The sequence below is a fragment of the Nocardioides daphniae genome (assembly GCF_004777465.1).
GTDB classification, from domain to species: domain Bacteria; phylum Actinomycetota; class Actinomycetes; order Propionibacteriales; family Nocardioidaceae; genus Nocardioides; species Nocardioides daphniae.
This window is the reverse complement of sequence record NZ_CP038462.1, coordinates 2,344,357-2,369,483: the sequence shown is the minus strand read 5'-3', so window position 1 is coordinate 2,369,483 and position 25,127 is coordinate 2,344,357. Positions and strand designations below refer to the sequence as shown.

Annotated in this window: 27 protein-coding genes and 3 pseudogenes; 23 read left to right on the top strand and 7 right to left on the bottom strand. The window is 71.8% G+C overall.

Annotation, left to right across the window (positions count from 1 at the left end; translation table 11 throughout):
• Nucleotides 1-9 precede the first annotated feature (9 nt).
• The 10 genes and pseudogenes from E2C04_RS11600 (at nucleotide 10) to era (ending at nucleotide 5,365) form a co-directional block, all read left to right on the top strand.
• A complete protein-coding gene (locus E2C04_RS11600; protein ID WP_135832699.1) occupies nucleotides 10-363 on the top strand; it encodes a histidine triad nucleotide-binding protein in 354 nt (117 codons plus the stop codon).
• Nucleotides 364-462: 99 nt separating this feature from the next.
• Nucleotides 463-1,503, top strand: coding sequence for a PhoH family protein (locus E2C04_RS11595; RefSeq protein ID WP_135832698.1), 1,041 nt, complete (start codon nucleotides 463-465; stop codon nucleotides 1,501-1,503).
• Nucleotides 1,500-1,958: an rRNA maturation RNase YbeY gene (gene ybeY, locus E2C04_RS11590; protein ID WP_135832697.1), complete on the top strand. Its 459-nt coding sequence runs from the start codon at nucleotides 1,500-1,502 to the stop codon at nucleotides 1,956-1,958. The genes E2C04_RS11595 and ybeY overlap by 4 nt, the downstream gene beginning before the upstream one ends.
• Before the next feature lie 27 nt (nucleotides 1,959-1,985).
• Nucleotides 1,986-2,150 (top strand): annotated as a pseudogene (locus tag E2C04_RS22065) (hypothetical protein); the annotation flags it as partial.
• 133 nt (nucleotides 2,151-2,283) lie between these two features.
• Complete coding sequence (locus E2C04_RS22060; RefSeq protein ID WP_420873081.1) at nucleotides 2,284-2,556, top strand: CNNM domain-containing protein; 273 nt, start codon at nucleotides 2,284-2,286, stop codon at nucleotides 2,554-2,556.
• Nucleotides 2,553-2,906: a CBS domain-containing protein gene (locus E2C04_RS22055; RefSeq protein ID WP_420873109.1), complete on the top strand. Its 354-nt coding sequence runs from the start codon at nucleotides 2,553-2,555 to the stop codon at nucleotides 2,904-2,906. Before E2C04_RS22060 ends, E2C04_RS22055 begins: the two co-directional genes overlap by 4 nt.
• Nucleotides 2,827-3,297, top strand: coding sequence for a transporter associated domain-containing protein (locus tag E2C04_RS22050; protein ID WP_420873108.1), 471 nt, complete (start codon nucleotides 2,827-2,829; stop codon nucleotides 3,295-3,297). The genes E2C04_RS22055 and E2C04_RS22050 overlap by 80 nt, the downstream gene beginning before the upstream one ends.
• On the top strand, nucleotides 3,294-3,641 hold the full coding sequence (locus E2C04_RS11580) for a cytidine/deoxycytidylate deaminase family protein (protein WP_135832696.1): 348 nt from the start codon (nucleotides 3,294-3,296) through the stop codon (nucleotides 3,639-3,641). Before E2C04_RS22050 ends, E2C04_RS11580 begins: the two co-directional genes overlap by 4 nt.
• 9 nt (nucleotides 3,642-3,650) lie before the next feature.
• Entirely contained in the window at nucleotides 3,651-4,433 is a 783-nt protein-coding gene (locus tag E2C04_RS11575; protein WP_135832695.1) for a siderophore-interacting protein, read from the top strand.
• A complete protein-coding gene (gene era / locus E2C04_RS11570) occupies nucleotides 4,430-5,365 on the top strand; it encodes a GTPase Era (protein ID WP_135832694.1) in 936 nt (311 codons plus the stop codon). The genes E2C04_RS11575 and era overlap by 4 nt, the downstream gene beginning before the upstream one ends.
• A gap of 18 nt (nucleotides 5,366-5,383) precedes the next feature.
• On the opposite strand, the gene E2C04_RS11565 is transcribed toward era, so the two are convergent.
• Together E2C04_RS11565 and E2C04_RS11560 are read right to left on the bottom strand one after the other, a co-directional pair.
• Nucleotides 5,384-6,202, bottom strand: a complete 819-nt coding sequence (locus tag E2C04_RS11565) for a septum formation family protein (RefSeq protein WP_135832693.1) — start codon at nucleotides 6,200-6,202, stop codon at nucleotides 5,384-5,386.
• Nucleotides 6,199-6,732, bottom strand: a complete 534-nt coding sequence (locus E2C04_RS11560; protein ID WP_135832692.1) for a flavodoxin family protein — start codon at nucleotides 6,730-6,732, stop codon at nucleotides 6,199-6,201. The genes E2C04_RS11565 and E2C04_RS11560 overlap by 4 nt, the downstream gene beginning before the upstream one ends.
• A gap of 182 nt (nucleotides 6,733-6,914) precedes the next feature.
• Here E2C04_RS11560 and leuA point away from each other — a divergent pair, with 182 nt between their 5' ends.
• Nucleotides 6,915-8,684 carry a 2-isopropylmalate synthase gene (leuA, locus tag E2C04_RS11555; RefSeq protein ID WP_135832691.1) on the top strand — a complete coding sequence of 590 codons (1,770 nt, stop codon included), beginning with the start codon at nucleotides 6,915-6,917 and terminating at the stop codon, nucleotides 8,682-8,684.
• 64 nt (nucleotides 8,685-8,748) lie between these two features.
• Here leuA and E2C04_RS11550 read toward each other — a convergent pair whose 3' ends face one another.
• The gene (locus E2C04_RS11550) at nucleotides 8,749-10,635 is read right to left on the bottom strand and encodes an ATP-binding protein (RefSeq protein WP_238694515.1); all 1,887 of its coding nucleotides are present in this window, start codon (nucleotides 10,633-10,635) and stop codon (nucleotides 8,749-8,751) included.
• Nucleotides 10,636-11,289: 654 nt separating this feature from the next.
• Here E2C04_RS11550 and recO point away from each other — a divergent pair.
• Nucleotides 11,290-12,018: a DNA repair protein RecO gene (gene recO / locus E2C04_RS11540; RefSeq protein WP_135832688.1), complete on the top strand. Its 729-nt coding sequence runs from the start codon at nucleotides 11,290-11,292 to the stop codon at nucleotides 12,016-12,018.
• 192 nt (nucleotides 12,019-12,210) lie between these two features.
• On the opposite strand, the pseudogene E2C04_RS22045 reads toward recO, so the two are convergent.
• Nucleotides 12,211-12,672 (bottom strand): annotated as a pseudogene (locus E2C04_RS22045) (maleylpyruvate isomerase family mycothiol-dependent enzyme); the annotation flags it as partial.
• 70 nt (nucleotides 12,673-12,742) lie between these two features.
• On the opposite strand from E2C04_RS22045, the gene E2C04_RS11530 reads away from it, so the two are divergent.
• Nucleotides 12,743-13,177, top strand: coding sequence for a MarR family winged helix-turn-helix transcriptional regulator (locus tag E2C04_RS11530; protein WP_135832687.1), 435 nt, complete (start codon nucleotides 12,743-12,745; stop codon nucleotides 13,175-13,177).
• Nucleotides 13,178-13,187: 10 nt separating this feature from the next.
• Nucleotides 13,188-13,967 carry an isoprenyl transferase gene (locus tag E2C04_RS11525; RefSeq protein ID WP_135832686.1) on the top strand — a complete coding sequence of 260 codons (780 nt, stop codon included), beginning with the start codon at nucleotides 13,188-13,190 and terminating at the stop codon, nucleotides 13,965-13,967.
• An 18-nt stretch (nucleotides 13,968-13,985) separates the two neighbouring features.
• Here E2C04_RS11525 and E2C04_RS11520 read toward each other — a convergent pair whose 3' ends face one another.
• From E2C04_RS11520 to E2C04_RS11505, 3 genes and pseudogenes are all read right to left on the bottom strand, one after another.
• Nucleotides 13,986-14,453, bottom strand: coding sequence for a Fur family transcriptional regulator (locus E2C04_RS11520; protein WP_135832685.1), 468 nt, complete (start codon nucleotides 14,451-14,453; stop codon nucleotides 13,986-13,988).
• Nucleotides 14,440-16,228: pseudogene (locus E2C04_RS21495) on the bottom strand (metal ABC transporter permease). The gene E2C04_RS11520 and the pseudogene E2C04_RS21495 overlap by 14 nt, the downstream one beginning before the upstream one ends.
• Nucleotides 16,229-16,262: 34 nt before the next feature.
• Nucleotides 16,263-17,246: a metal ABC transporter substrate-binding protein gene (locus tag E2C04_RS11505; RefSeq protein WP_135832684.1), complete on the bottom strand. Its 984-nt coding sequence runs from the start codon at nucleotides 17,244-17,246 to the stop codon at nucleotides 16,263-16,265.
• A 75-nt stretch (nucleotides 17,247-17,321) separates the two neighbouring features.
• Between E2C04_RS11505 and E2C04_RS11500 the strand changes: the two genes are divergently transcribed.
• The 9 genes from E2C04_RS11500 to dgt all read left to right on the top strand — a co-directional run bounded on the left by E2C04_RS11500 (nucleotide 17,322) and on the right by dgt (nucleotide 25,053).
• The gene (locus E2C04_RS11500; protein ID WP_135832683.1) at nucleotides 17,322-17,642 is read left to right on the top strand and encodes an antibiotic biosynthesis monooxygenase family protein; all 321 of its coding nucleotides are present in this window, start codon (nucleotides 17,322-17,324) and stop codon (nucleotides 17,640-17,642) included.
• Between the two features lie 52 nt (nucleotides 17,643-17,694).
• On the top strand, nucleotides 17,695-19,092 hold the full coding sequence (locus tag E2C04_RS11495) for a glycine--tRNA ligase (RefSeq protein WP_135832682.1): 1,398 nt from the start codon (nucleotides 17,695-17,697) through the stop codon (nucleotides 19,090-19,092).
• A 52-nt stretch (nucleotides 19,093-19,144) separates the two neighbouring features.
• Nucleotides 19,145-20,239, top strand: a complete 1,095-nt coding sequence (locus tag E2C04_RS11490) for a hypothetical protein (RefSeq protein WP_135832681.1) — start codon at nucleotides 19,145-19,147, stop codon at nucleotides 20,237-20,239.
• A gap of 190 nt (nucleotides 20,240-20,429) precedes the next feature.
• The gene (locus E2C04_RS11485) at nucleotides 20,430-21,422 is read left to right on the top strand and encodes a hypothetical protein (protein ID WP_135832680.1); all 993 of its coding nucleotides are present in this window, start codon (nucleotides 20,430-20,432) and stop codon (nucleotides 21,420-21,422) included.
• Nucleotides 21,423-21,490: 68 nt separating this feature from the next.
• Nucleotides 21,491-22,648 (top strand): tRNA dihydrouridine synthase DusB, encoded by a 1,158-nt coding sequence (dusB, locus tag E2C04_RS11480; protein ID WP_135832679.1) that lies wholly within the window; start codon nucleotides 21,491-21,493, stop codon nucleotides 22,646-22,648.
• A 166-nt stretch (nucleotides 22,649-22,814) separates the two neighbouring features.
• Nucleotides 22,815-23,714 (top strand): VldE C-terminal domain-containing protein, encoded by a 900-nt coding sequence (locus E2C04_RS11475; protein ID WP_135832678.1) that lies wholly within the window; start codon nucleotides 22,815-22,817, stop codon nucleotides 23,712-23,714.
• 16 nt (nucleotides 23,715-23,730) lie between these two features.
• On the top strand, nucleotides 23,731-24,159 hold the full coding sequence (locus E2C04_RS11470) for a fluoride efflux transporter FluC (protein ID WP_229721682.1): 429 nt from the start codon (nucleotides 23,731-23,733) through the stop codon (nucleotides 24,157-24,159).
• On the top strand, nucleotides 24,156-24,539 hold the full coding sequence (locus E2C04_RS11465; RefSeq protein WP_135832677.1) for a fluoride efflux transporter FluC: 384 nt from the start codon (nucleotides 24,156-24,158) through the stop codon (nucleotides 24,537-24,539). Before E2C04_RS11470 ends, E2C04_RS11465 begins: the two co-directional genes overlap by 4 nt.
• Nucleotides 24,540-24,606: 67 nt before the next feature.
• Nucleotides 24,607-25,053 (top strand): dGTP triphosphohydrolase, encoded by a 447-nt coding sequence (dgt, locus tag E2C04_RS21490; protein WP_338088752.1) that lies wholly within the window; start codon nucleotides 24,607-24,609, stop codon nucleotides 25,051-25,053.
• Nucleotides 25,054-25,127: the final 74 nt, after the last annotated feature.

Here is a 25,127-nt window from a genome sequence, read left to right as displayed (position 1 = left end):
GGTGGGGCCATGAGCACTCCCGACGCCGACTGCCTCTTCTGCAAGATCGTGGCGGGCGAGATCCCGGCCACCGTCGTCCACGAGTCGCCGTCGACCGTGGCCTTCCGTGACGTCTCGCCCCAGGCGCCCACCCACGTGCTGGTCGTGCCGCGGTCGCACCACGCCGACGCGGCCGCGCTGGCGGCAGCCGAGCCGGCCACCGTGGCCGACCTGGTCAGCGCTGCTGCCGAGGTGGCCCGCGCCGACGGGGTCGGCGACGACTACCGGCTGGTGTTCAACACCGGCGCGGGCGCCGGCCAGACGGTCTTCCACACCCACCTCCACGTGCTGGGTGGGCGCCCCTTCACCTGGCCGCCCGGCTGAGCCGAGCCCCGGTCACGGCGTCGCCCCGATTCTCGGTGGGCGGCGTGACGCCGCTCCCGTAGCATGGGGAAGATCCCGCTGCCGACGCTGAAAGCATCCATGTCTGAGTCACCCCTCCTCACCAAGCACACGGTGGTCGTCCCGCCCAGCGTCAACATGGTCAGCGTGCTCGGCCCCGGTGACGAGTTCCTGTCGCTGATCGAGGATGCCTTCGAGGCCGAGATCCACGTCCGCGGCAACCGGATCACCTTCCACGGTGAGCCGCAGGAGGTCGCGCTCGCGGAGAAGCTGCTGGACGAGGTCGTCACCATCATCCGCACCGGCCAGGGGATCACCCGCGAGACCGTCGAGCGGATCATCGGCATGCTGCGCACCGCCGCCCCCGAGAGCCCCTCGGAGGTGCTGAGCCACAACATCCTGTCCAACCGGGGCCGCACGATCCGTCCGAAGACGCTCAACCAGAAGCGCTACGTCGACTCGATCGACCAGCACACGATCACCTTCGGGATCGGCCCGGCCGGCACGGGCAAGACCTACCTGGCGATGGCCAAGGCGGTCCAGGCCCTGCAGAACAAGCAGGTGAGCCGGATCATCCTGACCCGTCCCGCGGTGGAGGCGGGCGAGCGCCTGGGCTTCCTGCCCGGCACGCTCAGCGAGAAGATCGACCCCTACCTGCGCCCCCTGTACGACGCGCTGCACGACATGATCGACCCCGAGACGATCCCGAAGCTGCTCGCCGCCGGGACCATCGAGGTGGCACCACTGGCGTACATGCGCGGACGCACCCTCAACGACGCGTTCATCATCCTCGACGAGGCGCAGAACACCTCGCCCGAGCAGATGAAGATGTTCCTCACCCGACTGGGCTTCGGCTCCAAGATCGTGGTCACCGGTGACGTCACCCAGGTCGACCTCCCGGGCGGCGTGAAGTCGGGCCTCAAGGTCGTCGAGCTGATCCTCACCGGCGTCGAGGACGTCGTCTTCAACCGCCTGACCAGCGGTGACGTCGTGCGCCACCGCCTGGTCGGCAAGATCGTCGCCGCGTACGACGAGTTCGACGCCCGGAGCGAGATCGCGGCCAGCCGTCGCGAGGGCTCGTCCGCCCCCAGCAGGAGCAGCAAGAAGGAGAGCCGTCCGTGAGCATCGAGGTCCTCGACGAGTCCGGGTACGACCTGGACGTGCAGCACCTCTCGGCCCTGAGCCGTTTCGTGATGGACGCCATGCGCGTCCACCCGCAGGCCGAGCTCTGCATCAAGGCCGTCGACGAGGAGACCATCGCCGAGCTCAACGAACACTGGATGGAGAAAGAGGGCCCCACCGACGTGCTGGCCTTCCCGATGGACGAGCTGCGGCCCGGCCTGGTCAACGAGGAGCCCGAGGAGGGCGTGCTCGGCGACCTGGTGCTCTGCCCCGTGGTCGCCGAGCGCCAGGGCGAGACGGCCGGCCACGGCACCCTCGCCGAGATCGAGCTCCTCACCGTCCACGGCATCCTGCACCTCTTGGGCTACGACCACGCCGAGCCCGAGGAGCACAAGGAGATGTTCGGCCTCCAGGACCAGCTGCTCGCGCAGTGGCGCGCCCGGCCGTCCGAGTGACACCCTGCGAGAGCTGAGGAGCGCCACGTGAGCGGGGTCTCCCTGCTGGTCACGGTGGTCGTGCTCGTGCTGCTCGCGAGCCTGCTCTCGGCGGCCGACAGCGCCCTCGGCCAGTTCTCCCGGGCCCGGGCGGCCGACCTGGCCGACGAGCGACGGGCCGGAGCCAGGGCGCTCGGCACGATCCTCGACGAGCCGGCCCGCTACCTCAGCACGATCCTGCTCCTGCGCATCGCCTGCGAGGTCGCCGCGGTGGTCGGTCGCCCTGTGGGTCCACGACCTCGTCCACGGTCGGTGGTGGACCGCCGCGCTGACCAGCGCCGGTGCCATGACGGTCGTCTCCTTCGTCCTGGTGGGTGTCGCCCCGCGCACCCTGGGGCGCCAGCACGACGCGACCGTGGCGCTCGCCGCGGCGGGGCCGGTCGTGGCGGTGACCAGGGTCCTCGGACCGCTGCCGCAGTTCCTGATCCTGCTGGGCAACGCGATCACGCCCGGCCGCGGCTTCCGTCGCGGCCCCTTCGCCTCCGAGACCGAGCTGCGGGAGCTGGTCGACCTGGCCGAGGCCTCCCACGTGATCGAGAGGAGGGGGAGCGGAGGATGATCCACTCCGTCTTCGAGCTCGGCGACACGATCTGCCGCGAGGTGATGGTGCCGCGGCCCGACATGGTCTGGATCGAGCGGCACAAGAACCTGCGCCAGGCCACCAGCCTCTTCCTGCGCTCGGGCTACTCCCGCATCCCGGTGGTCGGCGAGAACCTCGACGACGTGGTGGGCGTGGCCTACTTCAAGGACGTCGTACGCCGTGACTTCGACGACCCGGAGATTCGAGACCACGATGCGGGTCGACGAGGTCATGCGGGACGCCCACTTCGTGCCCGACACCGTGCCCGCCGACGCCCTGCTGGCCGAGATGCAGGCCCGCCGCGAGCACCTGGCGCTGGTCGTCGATGAGTACGGCGGCACGACCGGCCTGGTCACCATCGAGGACGTGCTCGAGGAGATCGTCGGGGAGATCACCGACGAGTACGACGTGGCGCGGCACGAGGCCGAGGTCGTCGAGGGCGGCACGCGGGTCTCGGCGCGCTACTCCGTCGACGACCTCGTGGAGCTCTTCGGCATCTCGGTGATCGACGACGAGGTCGACACCGTCGGTGGCCTGCTGGCCAAGCACCTCGGCCGGGTGCCGTTGCCCGGTGCCGTCGTGCAGGTCCACGGCCTGCGGTTCGAGGCAGAGGAGGGGACCGGTCGGCGCAACCGCATCGGCACGGTCCTGGTGAGTCCGGTCGAGGTGGCCGGCGACGACGACAAGGCGTCGGACGACGTCGAGGAGGACGAGGAATGACCGAGCAGCAGCTCTCCGCCGAGGACGCCAAGCTGGTGACGCTGGCGCGCGCCACCCGAGCCCGGGTGGGGGCAGCCGAGGGGGCAGCCGTCCGCGACCGCGACGGACGGACGTACGCCGCGGCCTCGGTCGACCTTCCCTCGCTGCAGCTGGGCGCGGTGCAGGTCTGCGTGGCGATGGCGATCGCGTCCGGCTCGACGGGCCTGGAGGCGGTCGTACGCCTCTCCGACGGCGCCGGGCTGACCGACGCGGAGGCCGCCGTGGTGCGCGACTTCGCCGGGGCCGGGGTGCAGGTGCACCTGGGCGACCCTCGCGGCACCCTCACCTGGTCGGGGACCAACTAACCTGAGCACGTGAGTACCCGAGCCCAGCAGTTCAGCGCCGAGGTCCTGCGGCGCACCCAGCTCAGCGACCACTTCGTGCGCCTCGTCCTCGGCGGACCTGGCCTGGCGGAGTTCCGCAGCACCGGGATCGCCGACGAGTGGGTGGGGCTCGTGGTGCCCGGCCAGTTCCAGTCGCGCTACTACACCGTCCGGTCGTGGGACGGCGCGGAGCTGGTGCTCGACGTCGTGGTCCACGAGACCGGCCTGGTGACGGAGTGGGCGGCCGGTGACTGCGTCGGCGACGTCGTCACGGTCACCGAGCCCAAGGGCTCCTTCGCGATGCCCGACGACGCGGCGTGGCTGCTGCTGGTCGGCGACCTCACCGCCCTGCCGGCGATGGCGAGGATCCGCGAGGCGGTCGACGTGCCCACCCGGATCTGGGCCGAGGTGCCCTCCGACGTCGCGTCCTACCTGCCGCCCGAGTCGGACGTGACCTGGCTCGACGTGCCGCACCACGAGACCTCCGCCCTCGCAGCCGCCGTCGAGGCGATCGACTGGCCGGAGGGCGAGGGCTACTTCTGGATGGCGGGGGAGTCGGCGCAGATGCGGGCCATCCGCAAGCACCTGATGCGTGAGCGCCGTTTGCCCACCTCGGCCTACGACGTGATGGGCTACTGGCGCAGCACCGCCGCGCGGCAGCCGCGCGCCGTCGACCCCGCACCGATCCACCGGGCGGGCAAGGCGGCCGGCAAGAGCGACCAGCAGATCTGGGCCGACTACGACGCGGCGACCGAGGCAAGGGAACAGGCATGAACGACGACCACGAGACCACCCCCGCCCACCGGAGCGGATTCGTCTCCTTCGTGGGCCGACCCAACGCCGGCAAGTCGACCCTCACCAACGCGCTGGTGGGCTCGAAGGTCGTGATCACCTCCAACAAGCCGCAGACCACACGTACGGTCGTGCGCGGCATCGTCCACCGTGACGACGCCCAGCTCATCCTCGTCGACACCCCCCTGCACCGCCCGCGCACCCTGCTCGGCGAGCGCCTCAACGACCTGGTGATGACCACCTGGGCCGAGGTCGACGTCGTCGCCGTCTGCTTCCCGGCCAACGAGAAGATCGGCCCCGGAGACACCTTCATCGTCAACGAGCTGGCCAAGGTCAAGCGCACCACGAAGATCGCGGTCGCCACCAAGACCGACCTGGCCACCCCCGAGCAGATCGCCGAGCACCTGCTGGCGATCACCGAGCTCGGCCGGGCCACCAACACCGAGTGGGCGCAGGTCATCCCGGTGTCGTCGGTCTCCGGCGACCAGATCGACCTGCTCGCCGACCTGCTGGTCGAGCAGCTGCCCGAGGGCCCGCCGCTCTACCCGGACGGCGACCTCACCGACGCCCCGGAGGAGATCCTGGTCGCCGAGCTGATCCGTGAGGCCGCGCTCGAGGGCGTGCGCGACGAGCTGCCCCACTCCATCGCCGTCACCGTCGAGGAGATGGGGCTGCGCGAGGGCCGCGACGAGTCCAAGCCGCTCCTCGACATCTACGCCAGCCTCTACGTCGAGCGTGACTCACAGAAGGGGATCATGATCGGCCACAAGGGCGCCCGGCTGCGCGAGGTCGGCAAGGCGGCTCGGCAGCAGATCGAGGCGCTGCTCGGCACGCCGGTCTACCTCGACCTGCACATCAAGATCGCCAAGGACTGGCAGCGCGACCCGCGTCAGCTGCGCAAGCTGGGCTTCTGAGCCGATGACGGGCGCGGGTCAGGGCACCCAGCAGATCCCGTAGCGCTGGCCGGCCCGCCACTGCGCCCGGGTGGGGCCCTCCTGCGACCAGCGCACGTCGAGCGGGTTGCTCGCGGCGTCGGTGGCGGCGTCGCTGCAGGGGTCGTCCATGGCGGCGGCGATCGCGTCCTTGCCGGGGTAGCCGTCACCGGCGATGTCGACGGTGGAGACCGCACGCCACGCGTGCGGCGCCGAGCACGTCACGCGGGTGAACGACTTCGTCCCGGGCTCGCCCGTCGCGCAGAGGGAGAACTTCTCCCGCAACCCGTCGTCGCCGAAGGCCCCGGCCATCTTCCGGGGCAGCACCATGAACGTACGCCCCGGGCCGGCGGCCACGACGTCGCACCGGAACCAGTCCGCACCGGCGTCGGCCTGCTCGAGCGTGGGGGTGAACCAGATCGCGCGCACCAGGCTGCGGCGCAGCTGCTCGGGGGTGGCCCCGAGGAAGCCGGCGAGCCGCTCCGGGCAGGCTCGGGCGACCTGGCGCTGCACGCGCACGGAGTCGACCGGGCGTGGACGCCCGGCACGGTTGCGCTCGACCTTGCCGACGTGGAACGTGATGGCGGTGGGCTTGCGGCCGCAGCGCACCCGCTTCGTGGGGGCGGTGGGGGCCAACGCCTCGTCGAAGCTCAGCCGGTAGCAGTCGCCCACCTGGGGGCGCCGCGGCGGCTTGGGTGGCTCGGCCGTCTCGCTGGCGGTGGAGGCCGAGGGCGACGGGGCCGACGAGTCGTCGTCACCGCCGCTGCACCCGGTCAGCACCAGCAGGAGCACGGTGGCCAGGGCGGCGAGGCTCCTCATCGTGACTCCAGCGTCATGGCGGCGACGGTGGCGCCGAGCTCGGTGGCGGCCGCCCGCGCGTCGTCGTCGACGTCGCCGAGCAGCTCCAGCGGGGGCAGCACCCGGCGCCACGGCAGTGCCTGGGCGATCGACTCCACCGAGCGGGTCGCGCCGACCGTGTCGTAGCGGCCGTGCACCCACAGTGCGTACGGGAGCTTGGCGCCGGTGGCTGCGGCGCCGTCGCCCTGGCCTTCACTGCCCTGGCCGTCACTTCCCAGTGCCCCGCCGAGGTGCAGGAACGTCGAGTCGAAGAAGTGCTTGAGCGCCCCGCTCATGTAGCCGAAGTTGGCCGGGGTGCCGAGCAGCAGCCCGTTTGCCCCGCGTACGTCGTCGGCGGTGGCCTCGAGCGCCTCACGGACAACGACCTCGAGCGGCCCCAGCTCCGCGAGCTCGGGAAGGCGGGTGCCGGTGAGCGCGGCGTCGGTGAGCGCACGCGAGCTCGCCGTCGGCGAGTGGTGCACCACCAGCAGTCGGGGCGGGTTGGACTCCATGGGGCGAGCCTACGAGAGCCCCGGATCGCCATCCGCGCCCACTCGGAGTTAGCATGGCCGGGTCATGATGCGATTCGCCCTTCTTCTTCGCTGCCGCAACGAGGCCTGAAACCCCCGGCCCCCTCGTTGCGGAGTGCATGCTGCGCGCCGGTCGCCCGTTCGACCACAAGACGAGGAAGACCATGACCAACCTGAGCAACGCCGCCAACCAGCAGAAGCCGAGCCCCATGCCGTTCGGCCGCTACCGGGCGTTCGAGCCGGTGACCGTGCCCGACCGCACCTGGCCGTCGCAGAAGATCACCAAGGCGCCGCGCTGGCTCTCCACCGACCTGCGTGACGGCAACCAGGCGCTGATCGACCCGATGACGCCGGCCCGCAAGCTGAAGATGTTCGACCTGCTGGTCTCCATGGGCTACAAGGAGATCGAGGTCGGCTTCCCCAGCGCCAGCCAGACCGACTTCGACTTCGTGCGCCAGTTGATCGAGGGCGACCGGATCCCCGACGACGTCCAGATCTCGGTGCTGACGCAGGCTCGCGAGGACCTGATCGAGCGCACCGCCGAGTCGCTGGCCGGTGCCCCGCGCGCCACCATCCACCTGTACAACGCCACCGCGCCGCTCTTCCAGCGCGTCGTCTTCGGCGTCACCCCGACCGAGTGCACCCAGATCGCGGTGCGCGGCACCGAGCTGGTGATGAAGTACGCCGAGCAGCACCTGGGCGGCATCGTGGGCACCGAGGACTTCGGCTACCAGTACAGCCCGGAGATCTTCACCCAGTCCGACACCGACTTCGCGCTGAGCGTCTGCGAGGCGGTCAGCGACGTGTGGCAGCCCGAGGTGGGTCGCGAGATCATCCTCAACCTGCCGGCGACCGTCGAGATGTCGACGCCCAACACCTACGCCGACCAGATCGAGTACTTCAGCCGTGGCCTGACCCGCCGCGAGCACTCCGCGATCAGCCTGCACCCGCACAACGACCGTGGCACCGCGGTGGCGGCCACCGAGCTGGGCCTGATGGCCGGCGGCGACCGCGTCGAGGGATGCCTCTTCGGCCACGGCGAGCGCACCGGCAACGTCGACCTGGTGACCCTGGGCATGAACCTGTTCAGCCAGGGCATCGACCCGCAGGTCGACTTCTCCGACATCGACGAGGTCCGCCGCACGGTCGAGTACTGCACTGGCCTGCCGGTCCACCCGCGCCACCCGTACGCCGGTGACCTGGTCTACACGGCCTTCTCCGGCTCCCACCAGGACGCGATCAAGAAGGGTCTGGAGGACCTGGAGCGCCGTGCCGACGAGCAGGGCATCTCCGTGCGGGACATCGAGTGGGAGGCGCCCTACCTGCCGATCGACCCGAAGGACGTCGGCCGCAGCTACGAGGCCGTCATCCGGGTCAACAGCCAGTCGGGCAAGGGCGGCGTCGCCTACGTCCTGAAGGCCGAGCACAACCTGGACCTGCCGCGTCGCGCGCAGATCGAGTTCAGCCGCGTCATCCAGCAGCACACCGACACCGAGGGCGGCGAGATCACCCCCGAGCGGATCTGGCAGGTCTTCAGCGCGGAGTACCTGGATCGCACCGAGCCGCTGCGCCTGAACTCGGTGCACACCTCCTCGGCTGCGGGCGAGAAGGACCAGCTGACCGTCAACGTCTACGTCGACGGCGAGGCCCGCACCCTGACCGGCGAGGGCAACGGCCCGATCAACGCCTTCACCAACGCCCTGGGTGAGCTGGTCGCTGCCGAGCAGGCGGCGGGGAACCCCGCGTACGCCGACCGCGGTGACGTCCGCGTCCTGGACTACCACGAGCACGCGCTCTCGGCCGGCGGCGACGCCATCGCCGCCGCGTACGTCGAGTGCGCCGTGGGCGACAAGGTGCTGTGGGGCGTCGGGCTCGACGCCAACATCGTCACCGCCTCCCTGAAGGCCGTGGTGAGCGCGGTCAACCGGGCCTGACGCAGGCCGCGAGCGACCACGTACGAGGGCCGGGGACGGTGACGTCCTCGGCCCTCGTCGTACGTCAGCGGCGGGTGCTGCCGTCGGCCTCGCTCAGCGGCATGCCGACGGTGACGGTCGTGCCGCTGCGCTCGTTCGACTCCACCTCGATCCGGCCGCCGTGGGCATGGATGATCGTCTGGGCGGTGGAGAGGCCCAGCCCGGTGCCCTGGATCTCGTTGCGCTGGGCGGTGGTGCTGCGCCAGAACCGTTCGAACAGGCGGTGCTGCTCGTCCTCGGGGATCCCCATCCCGGTGTCGTGCACGAGCACCCGGGCCTCGGCGCCCTGGGTGTCCAGCAGGCAGCGCACCTGGCCGCCGTCCGGGGTGAACTTGACCGCGTTGCTCAGCAGGTTGGTCAGCGCCAGCGTGAGTGTCGGGACGTCGCCGACCACCCGCACCGGGGTGTCGGGGCTCTCGAAGGAGACGGCCAGCGAGCGACGGTCGACGAGGCTGCCGATCTCGGTCTCGGCGGCGCGCAGGACCTCGCGCAGGTCGACCGGGTCGCGGTCCCAGGTGGGCCCCTCAGCGGCCAGGCCGTTGAGCGCCAGCAGGTTGTCGACCAGGCTGACCAGGCGGTCGCCGTTGCGGGTGATCGCCTCCAGCGCCTTCGCCTGCGCCGGGGAGAGGTGGCCCAGCTCGCCGTCGGTGAGCATCTCGGAGTAGCCCACGATCGTGGTGACCGGCGTGCGCAGCTCGTGGCTGATGGTGGAGACGAACTGGTCCTTCGCGGTGTCGAGGCTCTTGAGGTGGCCGACGACCTGACGCTCCTTCTCGAGCGCGGTGATCAGGAGCTCGGCGGTGGCGTGGATGTCGGTGACGTCCGTGCCGACGCAGAGGTAGCCGATCAGGTTGCCGTAGTGGTCCGTCACCGGGCTCAGGGCCATCGAGACGCGTCGCAGCGGAACGCCGGCGCGCGGGGCGCTGCGCCACTCCCAGTCGCTCGGAGGTGCCTCGACCAAATGGTCGACGAGGGTGGCGAAGGTGGCCTCGCCACCGACGCCCACCGCCCACGCGGCGAACGCGTCCGGGTCGAGCACGTCGACGAACGAGGAGCCGATCACCTCGTCGGCACCGCGCCCGAGCATCTTCTCGGCGCCGGTGTTGAAGAGCGTGACCCGGCCGCGGGTGTCCAGGCCGATGATGGCGGTGTCGAGGGCGGCTCCGAGGAGGTTCTCCACCAGGCCCGACGACTGTCGCTCGACGGTGACGTCCAAGCCGGTCATGACCACGTGGGTGGCGTTGCCCTCCTCGTCGCGCACGACGCCGGACGTCCAGAGCACGCGGTGCTCCTTGCCGTGCACGTCGCGCTGGGGGGCCTCGACCGTCGCTGGCACGCCCGAGCCGTCGGGGTTCTCGAACATGGGGATCGCCAGGTCGCGGTGCTCCTCCGGGACGATCGTCTCCCAGATGGGGCGGCCCACCACGTCGTCGGGCGCGTGGCCCAGCACCGTGCGCACCGCCTCGTTGGCCCGGACCACGGTGCCGGCGGTGTCGGTCACCAGGATCATGCAGGCGGTCGTCGACAGCGTCATGTCACTGAGGTGGCGCGACGAGCGCAGCTTGCGCTGCAGCACGTCGCTCGTGTGCACGCCGATGGCGACGGGGATGCAGAGGGCGACCAGGCAGATCAGGTACGCCTGCGTCAGGCCGCCGATGGTGGCGGCGCTCAGGGCCTCGCCCTCAGCCTGGGTGAAGGGGCCGTGCCCCGCCCAGGTCAGCAGGCTGATGGCGACCGTGGCGCCCAGGATCTGCCACGCGACGGCACGGAGCCCGAAGCGGTAGGCGGCCCACATCAGAACCGGCAGCGGCAGCGCGACGAGGTTGAGCTCCTGCGTGGGGCCGAAGACGACCCCGATGGCGAGGACCAGCAGCCCCAGCTGGAGCAGCCGTTCCCGCGCGCGGTGGCGCAGCCGCGGGCGACGGCAGGGGAGGAGCGCGGGGAGGATGACCAGGGCCGAGGCCAGGTGCGCGGGGAAGAGCGTACGGAAGAGGAAGGCGCTGTCCGGGCCGTCGACCGACGAGCCCGGCCAGGGCCGCCCCGACCGCCGAGATGGTGGCCGCGCAGAGGGCTGCCACGCCGAGGTCGACCACGTCGTCCTGGGTCGTCAGCTGCACGTCGCCGTGGTGGCGCCGGCCGCGGAGCACCAGCGCCCCGGCGACGGCCTGCACCATGCTCAGCACGGTGAAGACGAGCGAGAAGTCGAGCGGAGCCTCGTGCACCACGTTGGTGAGGAGGGTGGCGCCGCCGACGGCGGGCACCAGGACGTACCACCACCGCCTCGACGTCATGGCCAGCAGCGCGATGCCCAGCCCCACGGGCGGCCACCAGGTGGGGACCAGGCTGCCGTGCGGGGCGGTGTGGAGCGCGCCCAGCCCGCTCGCGACGAGCAACGCCACGACGACGAGGGTCCAGGCAGGCGTGCCCGGGTGCAGGAAGCGAGGCGTCACGCCGGAAGTGTCTCAGCCGACGCGGGTTTGTGTGGGAGAGCGCGCCAAGATCCCCATTGTGGTGGACGCCGGCCGGCCTCCCGTGCCGAGATCTGGGGACGAGGCACAATGGAGGGGTGCCTCTCTACCGCGACGAGGCGGTCGTGCTGCGCACCCACAAGCTGGGCGAGGCGGACCGCATCATCACCCTGCTGACCCGTCACCACGGGTTGGTCCGAGCGGTGGCCAAGGGCGTACGACGCACCACCTCGCGGTGGGGTGCGCGGCTCGAGCCCTTCACCCACGTCGACCTCCAGCTGGCCGAGGGGCGGTCGCTCGACACCATCACCCAGGCCGAGACGCTGGAGCCGTTCCACGCCGCGATGGCCCTCGACTACGACCGCTACACCGCGGCGACCGTGATGCTGGAGACCGCCGAGAAGCTGGTCATGGAGGAGCGCGAGCCCGCGGTCCAGCAGTTCCTGCTGCTGGTGGGTGGCCTGCGCGCCATGGTCGCCGGCGTGCACGCACCCGGGCAGGTGCTCGACTCCTACCTGCTGCGCTCGCTCTCGGTCGCCGGATACGCCCCGTCGTTCGACCACTGCGTGCGCTGCGGCACCGAGGGGCCGCACCGTTTCTTCCACCCCGCAGCGGGTGGGGTCCTCTGCGTGGTGTGCCGGATGCCCGGGTCGGCGACGCCGGCGCCCGACACCCTGGTGCTGCTCGGCGCCCTGCTGGCCGGTGACTGGCCGGTCGTGCACGCGGCCGAGCCCCGCACCTGCCGCGAGGCCAGCGGGCTGGTCGCCGCCTACCTGGCGTGGCACCTCGAGCGGGGGCTGCGGTCGCTGGAGTACGTCGAGCGCTAGGCCCCGCGCTGGTCGCGACGCTGGGCCCGTCAGGCGCCGACGGCCGCCGACACGTCGCCCGACAGCTCGCGGGTGACGGCCCGTCCGCGACCCGCGACGACCATCACCAGGGCCCGCATCGGCCCTCGGACGGTGGTGCCCGTGCCCGTCGACCAGTCCGTGTCGGTGGCCTCGAGGCGGACTCCCCTCAGGGGGGCGCAACCGCACCACCGGGCGCCGGTTGAGCGTGACCATGCGGTCGGCCGCGACCCGCGCCGCGTCGAGCGGCATCGGGCGGTCGAGACCGAGGGGGAGGCAGATGTCCTGGCCGTGCACCAGGATGTCGAGGAGCGGCTCGGTCTCCTGCACGAACGGGGCCCGTCGCCGGGAGCCGACGAAGCCGCGCAGCGTACGGGTGATCTCGTCGTGGCCGAGGGGCGAGGTGACGGCGCTCTGCCGAATCATCCGGTCCATCGAGAAGCCCGAGCGGAGCATGGGGCCGACGACGTCGCCCACCCGCGACTGGGCCATGGCGAGGTGGGCAGCGACGTCACGGACCGTCCACCCGGGGCAGAGCGAGGGTGTGGACCACTGCGTCTCGGTCAGTCCGTCGAGCAGGTCTGCCAACGAGGAGCGCTCGGCGTCGATGTGGCGCCAGATGGTGTCGGAGTCCATGGGATCCCCCAAGTAGTCAGATTATCTGACTAAACTGTCACTCTCGTTCCTCGTCGTCAAGGGAGCTCCTGTGCCTGATCCGGCCGTCGGCGTCCACCTCTTCGTCGCCAACCGTGCCCTCGAGGAGCGGGCCTACGCCGCCGTCCTCGCCGCCGGTGTCGACGACGTCACCGTCGCCCAGGCACGGCTGCTCTCCCGGGTCGCCGACGAGGGTTCCCGACTGGTGGAGCTGGCCGACCGTGCCCGGGTGACGAAGCAGACCGCCGGGCACCTGGTCGACCAGCTCGAGCGCAACGGCTACGTCGAGCGCGTGCCCGACCCCACCGACGGTCGCGCCCGGCTGGTGCGCCTCACGGCCAGGGCGCGGGCGCTCGTGCCCGTGGCCGGCGCCGAGGTCGCGCGGGTGCTCGAGGAGTGGCGCGAGCACCTCGGCGACGAGGCGATGGACCAGCTCGTCACCTCCCTGGCTCGGCTGTCCGCGATCACCGACCCGTTCGCCCACTAGGCTGCCCTGCGTGAATCGCCCCGTACGCCCGCCCTCGCCGCACCCGTCCGGTGCGACGCCGCCGCCGATCCCGGCCGAGCTGGTGCCGCACCACGTCGCCGTCGTGATGGACGGCAACGGCCGGTGGGCCAAGGAGCGCGGGCTCCCGCGTACGCGTGGCCACGAGCAGGGGGAGTCCTCCCTCTTCGACGTGGTCGAGGGCGCCATCGAGATCGGGGTGAAGGCGATCTCGGCCTACGCGTTCTCCACGGAGAACTGGTCGCGCTCACCCGACGAGGTGCGCTTCCTGATGGGCTTCAACCGCGACGTCATCCGCCGACGTCGCGACGAAATGCACGAGCTGGGGGTGCGGGTCCGCTGGGCGGGCCGCGCGCCGAAGCTGTGGCGCTCGGTCATCAAGGAGCTGAAGGTCGCCGAGGAGCTGACCAAGGACAACACCGTCTGCACGCTCACGATGTGCGTCAACTACGGCGGTCGGGCCGAGATCACCGACGCCGTGCAGGCCATTGCGCGCAAGGTGGCCGAGGGCCGCCTCGACCCGAAGCGGATCACGGACAGGACGATTGCCGCGCACCTCTACGTGCCCGAGCTCTCCGACGCCGACATGGTGTGGCGCACCTCGGGGGAGCAGCGGCTGAGCAACTTCATGACCTGGCAGTCCGCCTACGCCGAGTTCGTCTTCTCCGACGTGCTGTGGCCCGACGTCGACCGCCGTCACCTGTGGGCAGCGATCGACGAGTACGCACGCCGCGACCGCCGCTACGGCGGCGCGGTGCCCAACCAGGTCTGAGGCTCGACGCCCCGCCGGTCAGCCAGCCGCGCAGGCGGCGCAGGTGCCGAAGAGCTCCAGCTCGTGGCTGATGTCGGCGTAGCCGTGCTCCCGGGCGATGGCCGCGGCCCACGCCTCGACTGCCGGGCCCTCGATCTCGACGGTTGCTCCGCAGGAGCGGCAGACCAGGTGGTGGTGGTGGTGGGTCGCCACGCAGCGCCGGTAGACGGCCTCGCCCTCCTCGGTGCGCAGCACGTCGACGACGCCGGCCTCGGAGAGCGCCGCGAGGGTGCGGTACACGGTGGCCAGGCCGACCTTCTCGCCCGCCTCGCTCAGCATCTCGTGGATCTCCTGCGCCGAGCGGAAGTCGTCGACCCGAGTCAGCGCCTCCGTCACCGCCGTACGCTGTCGCGTCGGCCGCAGCGCGCCCGTCCCGGCCTCGGTGCTCGAGGCGCCTGAGGCGTCGGCGCTCGAGGCGTCGGTGCTCGTGGCGTCAGTGCTCGTCATAGTGCTCTCCGTGCGGTGCGTGCCGGTGGCCGTCGTGGAGGTAGTCCACGTGGTCCCCGTGGTCGACGGCCTCGTGGCCGCAGCCGTCGCCGTGCTGGTGGGGGTGCTCGCCGCTGAGCAGGTGCTCGTCGGGCGTCGGGTCGGTGAAGGGGGTGCGCAGGCGCTGGCGACGGCGCATCCAGGCCCCGAAGGGCCAGGCCACCAGGAAGAGCGCCAGGCTGACGAGGACGATCGAGGCACCGGGGGCCACGTCGGCCCGGTAGGACGCCGCGGCGGCCACCAGCAGTCCGCCGACCGCCGCGACGGTGCCCACGCCCATCGACATGGCGAGCGTGCGACGGAAGGAGCTGGTCACCTGCTGCGCGGTCGCCACCGGGATCACCATCAGGGCGGAGACCAGCAGCAAGCCGACGCTGCGCATCGCCACCGTCACAGAGACCGCGGCCAGGACGGCGACGAGCAGGTTGTAGGCGCGGACGTTGAGTCCGGCCACGCGGGAAGTCGGGGTCGTGCGCGACGGCGAAGAGCTGGGGCGCCAGGCCCAGGCAGAGCACGACGAGCACCAGGGCCAGGACCATGGTGACCAGGACATCCTCGCGGGTGATCGTCATGATCGAGCCGAAGAGGAACTGCTGGAGCCGGGAGGTGCCGGCGCCGTCCAGCCCGGCGACGAAGATGCCGCCGGCCAGGCCGCCGTAGAAGAGCAGGGCCAGGGCGACGTCGCCGCCCGAGCGCCCGCGCTCGCGGATCAGCTCGATCGCGACGGCGCCGACGACGGCGGCGGCGACCGCGGTCCATGTCGGGGCGGTGCCGGTGACCAGTCCGATGGCGACGCCGGTGACGGCGACGTGCCCGAGGCCGTCGCCCATCAGTGCCATCCGGCGTTGCACGAGGTAGGTGCCGACGGCCGGCACGGCCAGGCCGGTGAAGAGCGCGGCGAGCAGCGCCAGCTGCATGAAGTCGTAGCCCGGAGGGACCAGAAGTCGGGCATCAGTGATCCCCCTCCTCGCGGTCGCGGGGTCGTCGAAGGGCGCGAGCACCTGCGGCACGTGGTCGTGCGTCGGGGTCGACGGGTGGTGGTGGGCGTGGCCGAGGCCGGGGTGGTGGACCTCGGCGTCGGTGAGCCGCTGGCCGTCGTGCACGACCCGGCCGTCGCGCAGCACGACGGCCCGGTCGACCAGCGACTCCATCGGGCCGAGCTCGTGGGCGACCAGGACGATCGTGGAGCCGCGCTCCTTCAGCGCCCGCAGCGTGTCGGCCAGCGCCTGCTGGTTGGGCAGGTCGACGCCGGCGGTCGGTTCGTCGAGGAAGAAGAGGTCGGGCTCGCCGGCCAGGGCGCGGGCGATCAGGGTCCGCTGGTGCTGGCCGCCGGAGAGGGTGGAGACGCCCGCACGCGCCTTCTCCTCCAGCCCGACCAGCGCGATCGCCTCGTCGATGACCCGGCGGTCGGCGCGGGTGAGCGGGCGGAGCACCCCGCGGCGGGTGAGGCGGCCGGAGGCCACCACCTCCCAGACCGACGCGGGGACGCCGGAGGTGGCGGTGGTGCGCTGGGGGACGTAGCCCACCCGGCGCCAGTCGTGGAACTGTGCCACCGGCGTACCGAACAGCTCCAGCGAGCCGTTGGCCAGCGGGCGCAGGCCGGTGAGGGCGCGGACCAGGGTCGACTTGCCGGAGCCGTTGGCACCCATCAGGCGAGGAAGTCGCCCTGCTCGAGGTGAGGTCGACGCCGCGCAGCACCGGCGTCCTTCGATGGTGACGGACCCGTTGCGGAGCACGACGGGGGTGGCGTCGGCGGGGGTCTCCTGCGGGTCAGCATCCGTTGGCCTTCGTCAGCGCGGCCAGGTTGTCGCGCATCAGGGAGAGGTAGTCGGCGTCGCCGGGCTCCTCGCCCAGTCCTTCGATCGGGTCGAGGACGGCGGTGGTGACGCCGGCTCCCTTCGCCAGCGACTCGGCGAGCTCGACCGGGCGAGCACCTCGTTGAAGACCGTGGTCACGCCCTCGGTACGGATCAGGTCGCGCAGCCGGGCCAGGTCGGCCGGGTGGGCTCGGCGCCGGGGGAGAGGCCGGCGATCGGCTCGAACTCAAGCCCGTAGCGGAGAGGTAGCCGAAGGCGTCGTGGCTGACCACGACGGTCCTGCGGCTGCATCCCGCGAGCCCCTCGGTGTAGTCGGCGTCGAGCTGCTCGAGCTCGGCGCGCAGCGCCTCGGCGCCGGCGGTGAACTCGTCGGCCAGGTCGGGGGAGACCTGGCCGAGGCTGGTGGCCAGCTCGTCGCCGAGGTCAGCCATCAGCAGCGGGTCGAGCCAGAAGTGGGGGTCGACGTCGCCGTGGTCGTGGCCCTCGTGGTCGTCCGCGTGGTCGTCCTCGGCGTGGTGGTCGTTGGCGTCCGCGTGGTCGTCCTCGGCGTGGGCGTGGTCCTCGTGGTCGACGACCTCGCGCAGCTCCAGCACCTTCGCGGCGTCGAGGACCTCTCCGGACGACTGCTCGGCGGCCACGTCGACGGCCGGCTGGAAGCCGCCGTTGAGGAGCACCAGGTCGGCGTCGCTGATCGCGGCGCGGGCGGTGATGGTGAGCTCGGCGTCGTGCGCGTCCTGACCCGGCTGCGAGAGCGTGGTGATCGTCGCGTGCTCGCCGGCCACGCGCTCGGCCACCCAGGCCAGGGGGTAGAAGCCGGCGGCCAGGCGCAGGTCGCCGTCGTCGCCGGAGTCCTCGGCCAGGGCGCCGCACCCGGTGGTCACGAGGGCGGTCGCGGCGAGGGCGGCAAGGGCGGAGGTGGCACGACGGTTGAAACGCATGAGAACGATTCTCACACGCACTGAGAACCATTTTCAAACGACGGCAGCGTGACCTGCGTGACCTAGGCTCGCCGCGTGATCGTCGTCAACCGCTTCCGCGTCCCGCTCGAGCGCGCCGAGGAGCTCCGTGAGCAGCTCCGGGCCGCGTACGACACCCTGGCCGCCCAGCGCGGCTTCGAGCAGGGCGGGGTGGGGCGCAACCTCGACGACCCCGAGCTGTGGGTGGTCCACACGCAGTGGCGCGACGTCGGCTCCTACCGCCGCGCGCTGTCGACGTACGAGGTCAAGCTCACCGCCGTGCCCGTGCTCAGCATGGCGATCGACGAGCCCAGCGCCTACGAGCCGGTGGTTCCGGGTGGCGTGCTGAACGACCAGCAGGCGCGGTCGTTAGGCTGATCTCTTCGAGGTCGGCAGCCAGCCGGCCGTGTGCACAGCAGGAGTGAACCCCGTGGCCAAGCCGCCCGCAACGATTGTCGACACCGTCGTCTCCCTGGCCAAGCGCCGTGGATTCGTCTTCCCGTGCGGTGAGATCTACGGCGGCACCAGGTCCGCCTGGGACTACGGTCCGCTGGGCGTGGAGCTCAAGGAGAACATCAAGCGCCAGTGGTGGAAGTCCATGGTGCAGGGCCGCGACGACGTCGTCGGCCTCGACTCCTCGATCATCCTGCCGAAGGAGACCTGGGTCGCCTCGGGCCACGTCGCCACCTTCAACGACCCGCTGGTCGAGTGCCTCTCGTGCCACAAGCGCTTCCGCGCCGACCACCTCCAGGAGGCGTTCGCGGAGAAGAAGGGGATCGACAACCCCGACGACGTCGCGATGACCGAGATCGCCTGCGCCAACTGCGGCACCCGCGGCCAGTGGACCGAGCCGAAGCAGTTCTCCGGCATGCTCAAGACCCACCTCGGCGTCGTCGAGGACGAGTCGGGCATGCACTACCTGCGCCCCGAGACCGCGCAGGGCATCTTCCTCAACTTCGCCAACGTCGTGACGTCGGCGCGCAAGAAGCCGCCGTTCGGCATCGCCCAGATCGGCAAGTCGTTCCGCAACGAGATCACCCCGGGCAACTTCATCTTCCGCACGCGTGAGTTCGAGCAGATGGAGATGGAGTTCTTCGTCAAGCCCGGCGAGGACGACGAGTGGCACAAGTACTGGATCAACGAGCGCCTGGAGTGGTACGTCGACCTCGGCGTCGACCGCGACAACCTGCGCCTCTTCGAGCACCCGCTGGAGAAGCTGTCGCACTATTCCAAGGGCACCACCGACATCGAGTACCGCTTCCGATTCGCGGGCTCGGAGTGGGGTGAGCTCGAGGGCATCGCCAACCGCACCGACTTCGACCTCACGACCCACGCGAAGCACTCCGGCCAGGACCTGTCCTACTTCGACCAGGCCAACAACGAGCGCTACGTGCCCTACGTCATCGAGCCGGCAGCGGGCCTCTCCCGCAGCCTGATGACCTTCCTGGTCGACGCCTACACCGAGGACGAGGCGCCCAACACCAAGGGCGGCGTCGACAAGCGCGTCGTGCTCAAGCTCGACCCGCGCCTGGCGCCGGTCAAGGTCGCGGTCCTGCCGCTGAGCCGCAACGCCGACCTCTCGCCGAAGGCGAAGGCGCTGGCTGCCGAGCTGCGTCGCAACTGGAACGTCGAGTTCGACGACGCCGGCGCCATCGGCCGCCGCTACCGCCGGCAGGACGAGATCGGTACGCCGTTCTGCGTCACCGTCGACTTCGACACGCTCGAGGACAACGCGGTGACCGTGCGTGAGCGCGACTCGATGAGCCAGGAGCGCATCTCCCTCGACGGCATCTCGAACTACTTCGCGGGCAAGCTGCTCGGCTGCTGATCCGCAATATTGCGGATGTTCCTCCGGGTGCCGGAGTGCCACCGTGGGTGGCATGAACGCACTCGGGGGAAGCACCGCCAGGGCCGTCGCGGCGGCCGTCGTCTCGCTGTCGCTGGGGGTGGCGCTCGCGCCGGTCTCCGCGACGGCGCACGCGTCCGAGGGGGCCGCTCCGGCGCCGCCGGTGCGCACGATCGACCCGGCCAAGCTCAGGCGCGGGCCCGACGCCACGATCCCGTTCCTGCAGGACGGCAGGATCCACGCCGGCGGCAAGACGGTCCGGGTGCGCGTCCCCTTCACGAAGGGGCGCCAGGCCCTGCTGGGCCGCTCCGGCAACGCCTGGCTCGTCGCCAGCTACCGCAAGGGCTACCTGCGGGTCCACCGGGTCCGGGCCAACAGGGCTCCGCAGCTGCTGCCCGGCAGCCGCACCCGGCAGTTCGGCGGTGAGTTCTACGGCATCCGCGTCTCGCGTGACGGCACGCGGCTCCTGCGCACCCGGTACGACCGTGGCGGAGCGACCGTCGTCGTCACGCGCACCGTCGACGGCGCGCCCGTCGACGACTACTACACGACGTACTACTCCCAGCCCTACGACGCCGACGCCGGCCGCGTGCTCCTGCACAAGGAGGACGAGACGACGTACGAGGTCTTCGCCGCCGACTGGCGACCGGGCTCGGACGACGACCGGGTCCTGGGGTCGCTGATGAACGCCGGCTTCTACCGCCGCGACCTCGCCTTCGTGCAGGACGGTGTGGACACCTACCGGTTCGGCCCCACGGCGATCAGCGCCCCCGGGGCACCGGCGTGGTCGGCGCGCTTCGCGGCCCTGGACGTGTCGCCCGACGGCTCGCTCGTCCTGGGTGTCGGCCCGCGGCTGGTGCGCAAGCGGGCGGTGCTGCAGGTGCGCCGCATGAGCGACGGCAAGGTGCTGCAGCAGTTCTCCTACGGCAAGGTCGTCGACCCCGGCGACTGGTCGATCTCCGACACCAACGAGCAGACCGCACGCTTCGAGTCCGACACCCGCTTCGTCTTCCAGTTCTCCAAGGCTGGCAGGTCCCGCCTGGTGCGCTGCACGACCTCGGGCCGGTGCGCGAAGGCCTCCGACGCCGGGAGCAACGTCTCCATCACCTTCGAGCGCTTCATGTGGTGACCGGTCCGCAGGTGCGCGACTGATTTGTCCTTCCGGACCTTCCGGCGCGGCGACGTCGGTGGCACTCTCGGGGGATGGTCACAGCGAGCAGGTCCGGAGCACGGGCCGCCGCGGCAGTCGTCGCGGTGTGCCTGGGGGTCACTGCGGCGCCGGCGTCGGGCGAGCCCCCGTCCGGGCCGGCGCCCGGGCGGTGGAGGCCGCCGCCGCGCCGCCACCGGTCCGCACGATCGACCCCGCCAGGCTCAGGCGCGGACCCGACGCCACCTTTGCGCACCTGCAGGACGGGTGGATCCACGCCGGAGGTCGACGCATCCGGGTCAAGGTCAGGGCCGACAAGGGGCGCCAGGTGCTGCTCGGTCGCTCCGACGGTGCCTGGATCGTGGCCAGCTGGACGAAGAAGAGGCGCGGCGGCGCGACGGTCCGGGTGCACCGGATCCGGGCCGGCCGAGCGCCGGTGCCCATGCCCTGGGCCGGGTTGCGCGGCAGCGGCGTCGGCATCCGGCTCTCCCGCGACGGCCAGCAGGTCCTGCTCACGGTCGGCTCCCGCGGAGGCCTGGACCTCTGGGTCCTGCGCACGCGGGACGGTGCGGAGATCGCCACCGACACCACCGGTCCCTCGCTCTGCACGCAGCCGTACGACGCCGCCGGCGGCCGCGTGCTGCTGCACCGCCAGCCCGCGGGCGAGCCCGACGTGACCTACGCCGCCGACTGGGCGCCCGCCACCGGGACCGACCGCCGGCTCGGTCCCGGCCTCAACGCCGGCTTCCTGCGTCAGGACGTCGTCTTCGTCGGGCCGGCACCCGGCACGCCCGGGCCGTACGCCTACGGCCCCACCTCGATCTCGGCACCCGGCACCCCGGCCTGGAGCGCACGCTTCACCGCGCTGGCCGTCTCGCCCGACAAGAAGCTGGTCATCGGCACCGGCCCGCGTCGGGTGAAGCGGCGCGCGGTGCTCCAGGTGCGTCGGATGTCCGACGGCAAAATCCTCCAGCAGCTCGCCTACGGCGCACCGGGCCAGGTGGCCGACCAGACGGCCCGGTTCGAGACCAGCTCCCGCTTCGTCTTCGAGCTCACCACCCGTGGCAGGTCGCGCCTGGTCCGGTGCACCACCGCGGGCAAGTGCGCCAGGGCGTCGGACGCCGGTGGGCCCCTCTCCGCCTCGCACGAGCTGGTCCAGTGGTGACGTGGGCGTGACCGGCCCCACCTGCTTCTGATTTGGGAGCGGCCGGGGGCGCTGCCGACAATGGTGGGGTGTCCGTGACCACCGCAGCGTCCCTGCCCACCGAGCTCGTCCTCGGCAACGTCCGCGTCGAGACGCCGGTGGTGCTCGCGCCGATGGCCGGGATCACCAACGCCGCCTACCGCCGTCTCTGCGCGGAGCAGGGCGCCGGCCTCTACGTCTGCGAGATGATCACCTCGCGCGGCCTCGTGGAGGGCGACGAGACCACGAAGAAGATGCTGGTCTTCGACGAGCTGGAGACCGTCCGCTCGGTCCAGCTCTACGGCACCGACCCGAAGTACGTCGGCCAGGCCGCGGAGATCCTCTGCAACGAGTACGGCGTCGCGCACGTCGACCTCAACTTCGGCTGCCCGGTCCCCAAGGTGACCCGCAAGGGCGGCGGGGGAGCCCTCCCGTGGAAGCGCGGGCTGCTCGCCGAGGTCCTGGAGGCCGCGGTCGCCGCGACGTCGAAGTACGACGTGCCGCTGACGATCAAGACCCGCAAGGGACTCGACGACGACCACCTCACCTACCTCGACGCCGGGCGGATCGCCCAGGAGAGCGGGGTCACCGCGATCGCGCTGCACGGGCGCACCGTCGAGCAGGCCTACTCGGGCACGGCCGACTGGGACGCGATCGCCGAGCTCGTCGACCACGTCGACATCCCCGTGCTGGGCAACGGCGACATCTGGGAGGCCAAGGACGCCGTGCGCATGGTCGAGCAGACCGGCGCCGCCGGCGTCGTCGTGGGCCGTGGCTGCCTGGGGCGGCCGTGGCTCTTCCGCGACCTGGCCGCTGCCTTCTCCGGTACGCCGACCACCACCGTGCTGCCCACGCTCGGCGAGGTGCGCACGATGATGCTGCGCCACGCCGAGCTGCTCTGCGAGCACATGGGGGAGGAGCGCGGCTGCAAGGAGTTCCGCAAGCACGTCTCCTGGTACCTCAAGGGCTTCCGCGCCGGCGGCACCCTGCGCCACTCCCTGGCCCTGGTCGACTCGTTGGCCACGCTCAGCGCCCTGCTCGACGAGCTGGACCCGGACGAGGCGTTCCCGGTCTCCGAGCTCGGTGCGCCGCGTGGTCGCCAGGGCGCGCCGCGCAAGCGGGTGGTGCTCCCGGAGGGCTGGCTGGACGACCAGGACGGTCGCGGCATCCACGTGCAAGAGGACGCCAACGAGGCAACCGGCGGCTAGCGCGAGGGTGCGCCGTCATCTGAATTGGTGAGATGCGGTCGACGGACAAGACATCTTCCGACGATCGTGCCGATCGAGTCGATCTGTGCTTGACTCCTTGATCGTGCCCGGGGAGACCCCCCCCCGATCACCGGACACCTGTCAGCAACAGCAAAGGATCAGCGCTGTGGCCCAACATCGCCACAAGCGGGAAACCAATGCCCGCGCCTTTACCCGTCTCGTCCCCCGTGCCGCCCTCGTGGCGGCCCCGGTAGCCGTCCTGGCCACCGTCTCCGCCGTCACCCTCGGCGTCGTCCAGGGTCAGCCCGTCTCCTCCGACACGAGCCTCCGCGCTGAAGCCCCGCGCGTCGAGGCCGCGATCACCAAGCGTGACGCCCCCGTCTCCCGCAACCAGTCCCGCCGCGCGGCCGCCGAGGCCAAGGTCGAGAAGGCTGAGAAGGCCGCCGCGGCCGCCCGCGCCGCCGCTGCCCAGGAGCGCAAGGCCACCCAGCGCGCGATCGCAGGTGCGAAGACCAAGCTCTGGACCACCGTCGCCCTCAACCTGTGGAGCGCCGCTGGCGACGACGCCGAGAAGGTCGGCCTCCTCGACGCCGGCAAGAAGGTCCTGGTCACCGGCCGCAAGGCCGAGGGGCGCGAGGAGCTCGTCGTCCAGGGCAAGTCCCGCTGGGTGACCGCCGGCTACCTCGACGCCGAGAAGCCCACCGTCGCCGCCATCGGTGGCGAGTGCACCAACGGCACCTCGGTCCCCTCTGGCGTCTCGGCCAGCATCAAGAAGGTCCACCAGGCCGTCTGCGCCGCCTTCCCGCAGGTCACGACGTACGGCACCTTCCGCAGCGACGGTGAGCACGGCCAGGGTCGCGCCGTCGACATCATGATCAGCGGTGAGGCCGGCTGGGAGATCGCCGAGATGCTGCGCGCCAACCACGCCGCGCTGGGCATCGAGTACCTGATCTACGCCCAGAAGATCTGGTCGGTCGAGCGCTCCGGCGAGGGCTGGCGCGGGATGTCCGACCGTGGGTCGGTCACCGCCAACCACTACGACCACGTCCACGTCACGGTCTACTGAGCCGGCGGCAACGTCGTTGGAGCGAGCGAGACCTGCGTCGCCACGCATCGGGTCCGGCCCGTTCCTCGTCGCCCTCGGCGGCGCCGTCGGGACACTGACCCGGCACGGCGTCTCCCTCGGCCTCGGCCACCTCGACGGCTGGAGCGTCGGGTGGGCGACCGTCCTGGTCAACGTCACCGGTGCCTTCGCGCTCGGCTGGCTGGCCGCCGTGCTCGCCCGCCGGCGAGCCTCTCGTGCGGGGTTGCTCCTGAGCACCGGGGTCCTCGGGGGCTACACCACCTACAGCGGCTTCGCCCTCGACGTCGTGGACAGTGCCCGTGAGGGTGTCCCCGTCACCGCGCTCGCGCTCGTCGCCGTGACGCTCGCGGCAGGCTTCGCGGCCTGCTGGGCCGGCGTACGCCTGGGCAGCCGCACGCGGGCCACCGAAGCGAGCCCCGTCCGGTGAGCGGCCTCGTCACCGCGGGTGCGGTCGCCGTGGCCGGTGGCCTCGGCGCTGCCGCGCGCCACCTGTGCGACCTGGCGGCCACCCACCGGTGGGGCCGGGGCCAGGTGCGCGGCATCCTCGCCGTCAACGTCGTGGGCTGCCTCTTCATCGGACTCCTGGCGGGCGCGGTCGACGACCACGCCTGGGCCCGGGTGGCGGTGGTGGGGCTGCTGGGCGGGTTCACCACCTTCAGCACCTCGGTCCTGCAGAGCGTCGAGCTGCTCGCCGGCGGCGGCGTCGAGGGTGCGGCCGCGCCTGGGCGCGCGCTGCTCCACCTCCTCGGCACCGCAGGGCTCGGGGTGGCGGCCGCGGCCCTCGGTGTGGCTGCCTCCCCGTTCTGACACCGTTGCGACGCACGCCGGAGTCCGGGCCCCGAGCTGTCGGCGCCGACGGGTAGCGTCTGGCGCGATGGACCACCTGTACGACGACGCGGCTCACGAGCGCCTCGTCCCCGAGCCCCCGAAGCGCGTCGACGCCCCCGTACGACGCGCCTTCGAGCGCGACCGTGCGCGCGTCGTGCACGCCGCCTCCACGCGTCGGCTGGCGGCCAAGACCCAGGTGATGGGGCCGCAGACGGACGACTTCGTCCGCAACCGCCTCACCCACAGCCTCGAGGTCGCCCAGGTCGCCCGTGACCTCGCCCGCGCGTTGGGCTGCCACCCCGACATCGCCGAGACCGCGGCGTTGGCCCACGACCTGGGCCACCCGCCGTTCGGCCACAACGGGGAGCGGGTGCTCGACGAGCTCAGCCGTGAGTGCGGCGGGTTCGAGGGCAACGCCCAGACGCTGCGCCTGCTGACCCGTCTGGAGGCGAAGACCTTCGACGCCGACGGGGCCAGCGTGGGCTCAACCTGACCCGCGCCACCCTGGACGCCTGCACGAAGTATCCGTGGACCCGCGCCGGCGCCGGTGCCCCGTCGGGAGCCCAC

Coding starts and splice junctions, on each gene's coding strand:
- leuA (WP_135832691.1), top strand. CDS start 6,915: ATGACCAACCTGAGCAACGCCGCCAACCAGCAGAAGCCGAGCCCCATG.
- E2C04_RS22055 (WP_420873109.1), top strand. CDS start 2,553: ATGATCCACTCCGTCTTCGAGCTCGGCGACACGATCTGCCGCGAGGTG.
- E2C04_RS22060 (WP_420873081.1), top strand. CDS start 2,284: ATGACGGTCGTCTCCTTCGTCCTGGTGGGTGTCGCCCCGCGCACCCTG.
- E2C04_RS11600 (WP_135832699.1), top strand. CDS start 10: ATGAGCACTCCCGACGCCGACTGCCTCTTCTGCAAGATCGTGGCGGGC.
- E2C04_RS11505 (WP_135832684.1), bottom strand. CDS start 17,246: ATGCGTTTCAACCGTCGTGCCACCTCCGCCCTTGCCGCCCTCGCCGCG.
- era (WP_135832694.1), top strand. CDS start 4,430: ATGAACGACGACCACGAGACCACCCCCGCCCACCGGAGCGGATTCGTC.
- dgt (WP_338088752.1), top strand. CDS start 24,607: ATGGACCACCTGTACGACGACGCGGCTCACGAGCGCCTCGTCCCCGAG.
- E2C04_RS11580 (WP_135832696.1), top strand. CDS start 3,294: ATGACCGAGCAGCAGCTCTCCGCCGAGGACGCCAAGCTGGTGACGCTG.
- E2C04_RS11520 (WP_135832685.1), bottom strand. CDS start 14,453: ATGACGAGCACTGACGCCACGAGCACCGACGCCTCGAGCGCCGACGCC.
- E2C04_RS11595 (WP_135832698.1), top strand. CDS start 463: ATGTCTGAGTCACCCCTCCTCACCAAGCACACGGTGGTCGTCCCGCCC.
- E2C04_RS11490 (WP_135832681.1), top strand. CDS start 19,145: ATGAACGCACTCGGGGGAAGCACCGCCAGGGCCGTCGCGGCGGCCGTC.
- E2C04_RS11565 (WP_135832693.1), bottom strand. CDS start 6,202: ATGAGGAGCCTCGCCGCCCTGGCCACCGTGCTCCTGCTGGTGCTGACC.
- E2C04_RS11560 (WP_135832692.1), bottom strand. CDS start 6,732: ATGGAGTCCAACCCGCCCCGACTGCTGGTGGTGCACCACTCGCCGACG.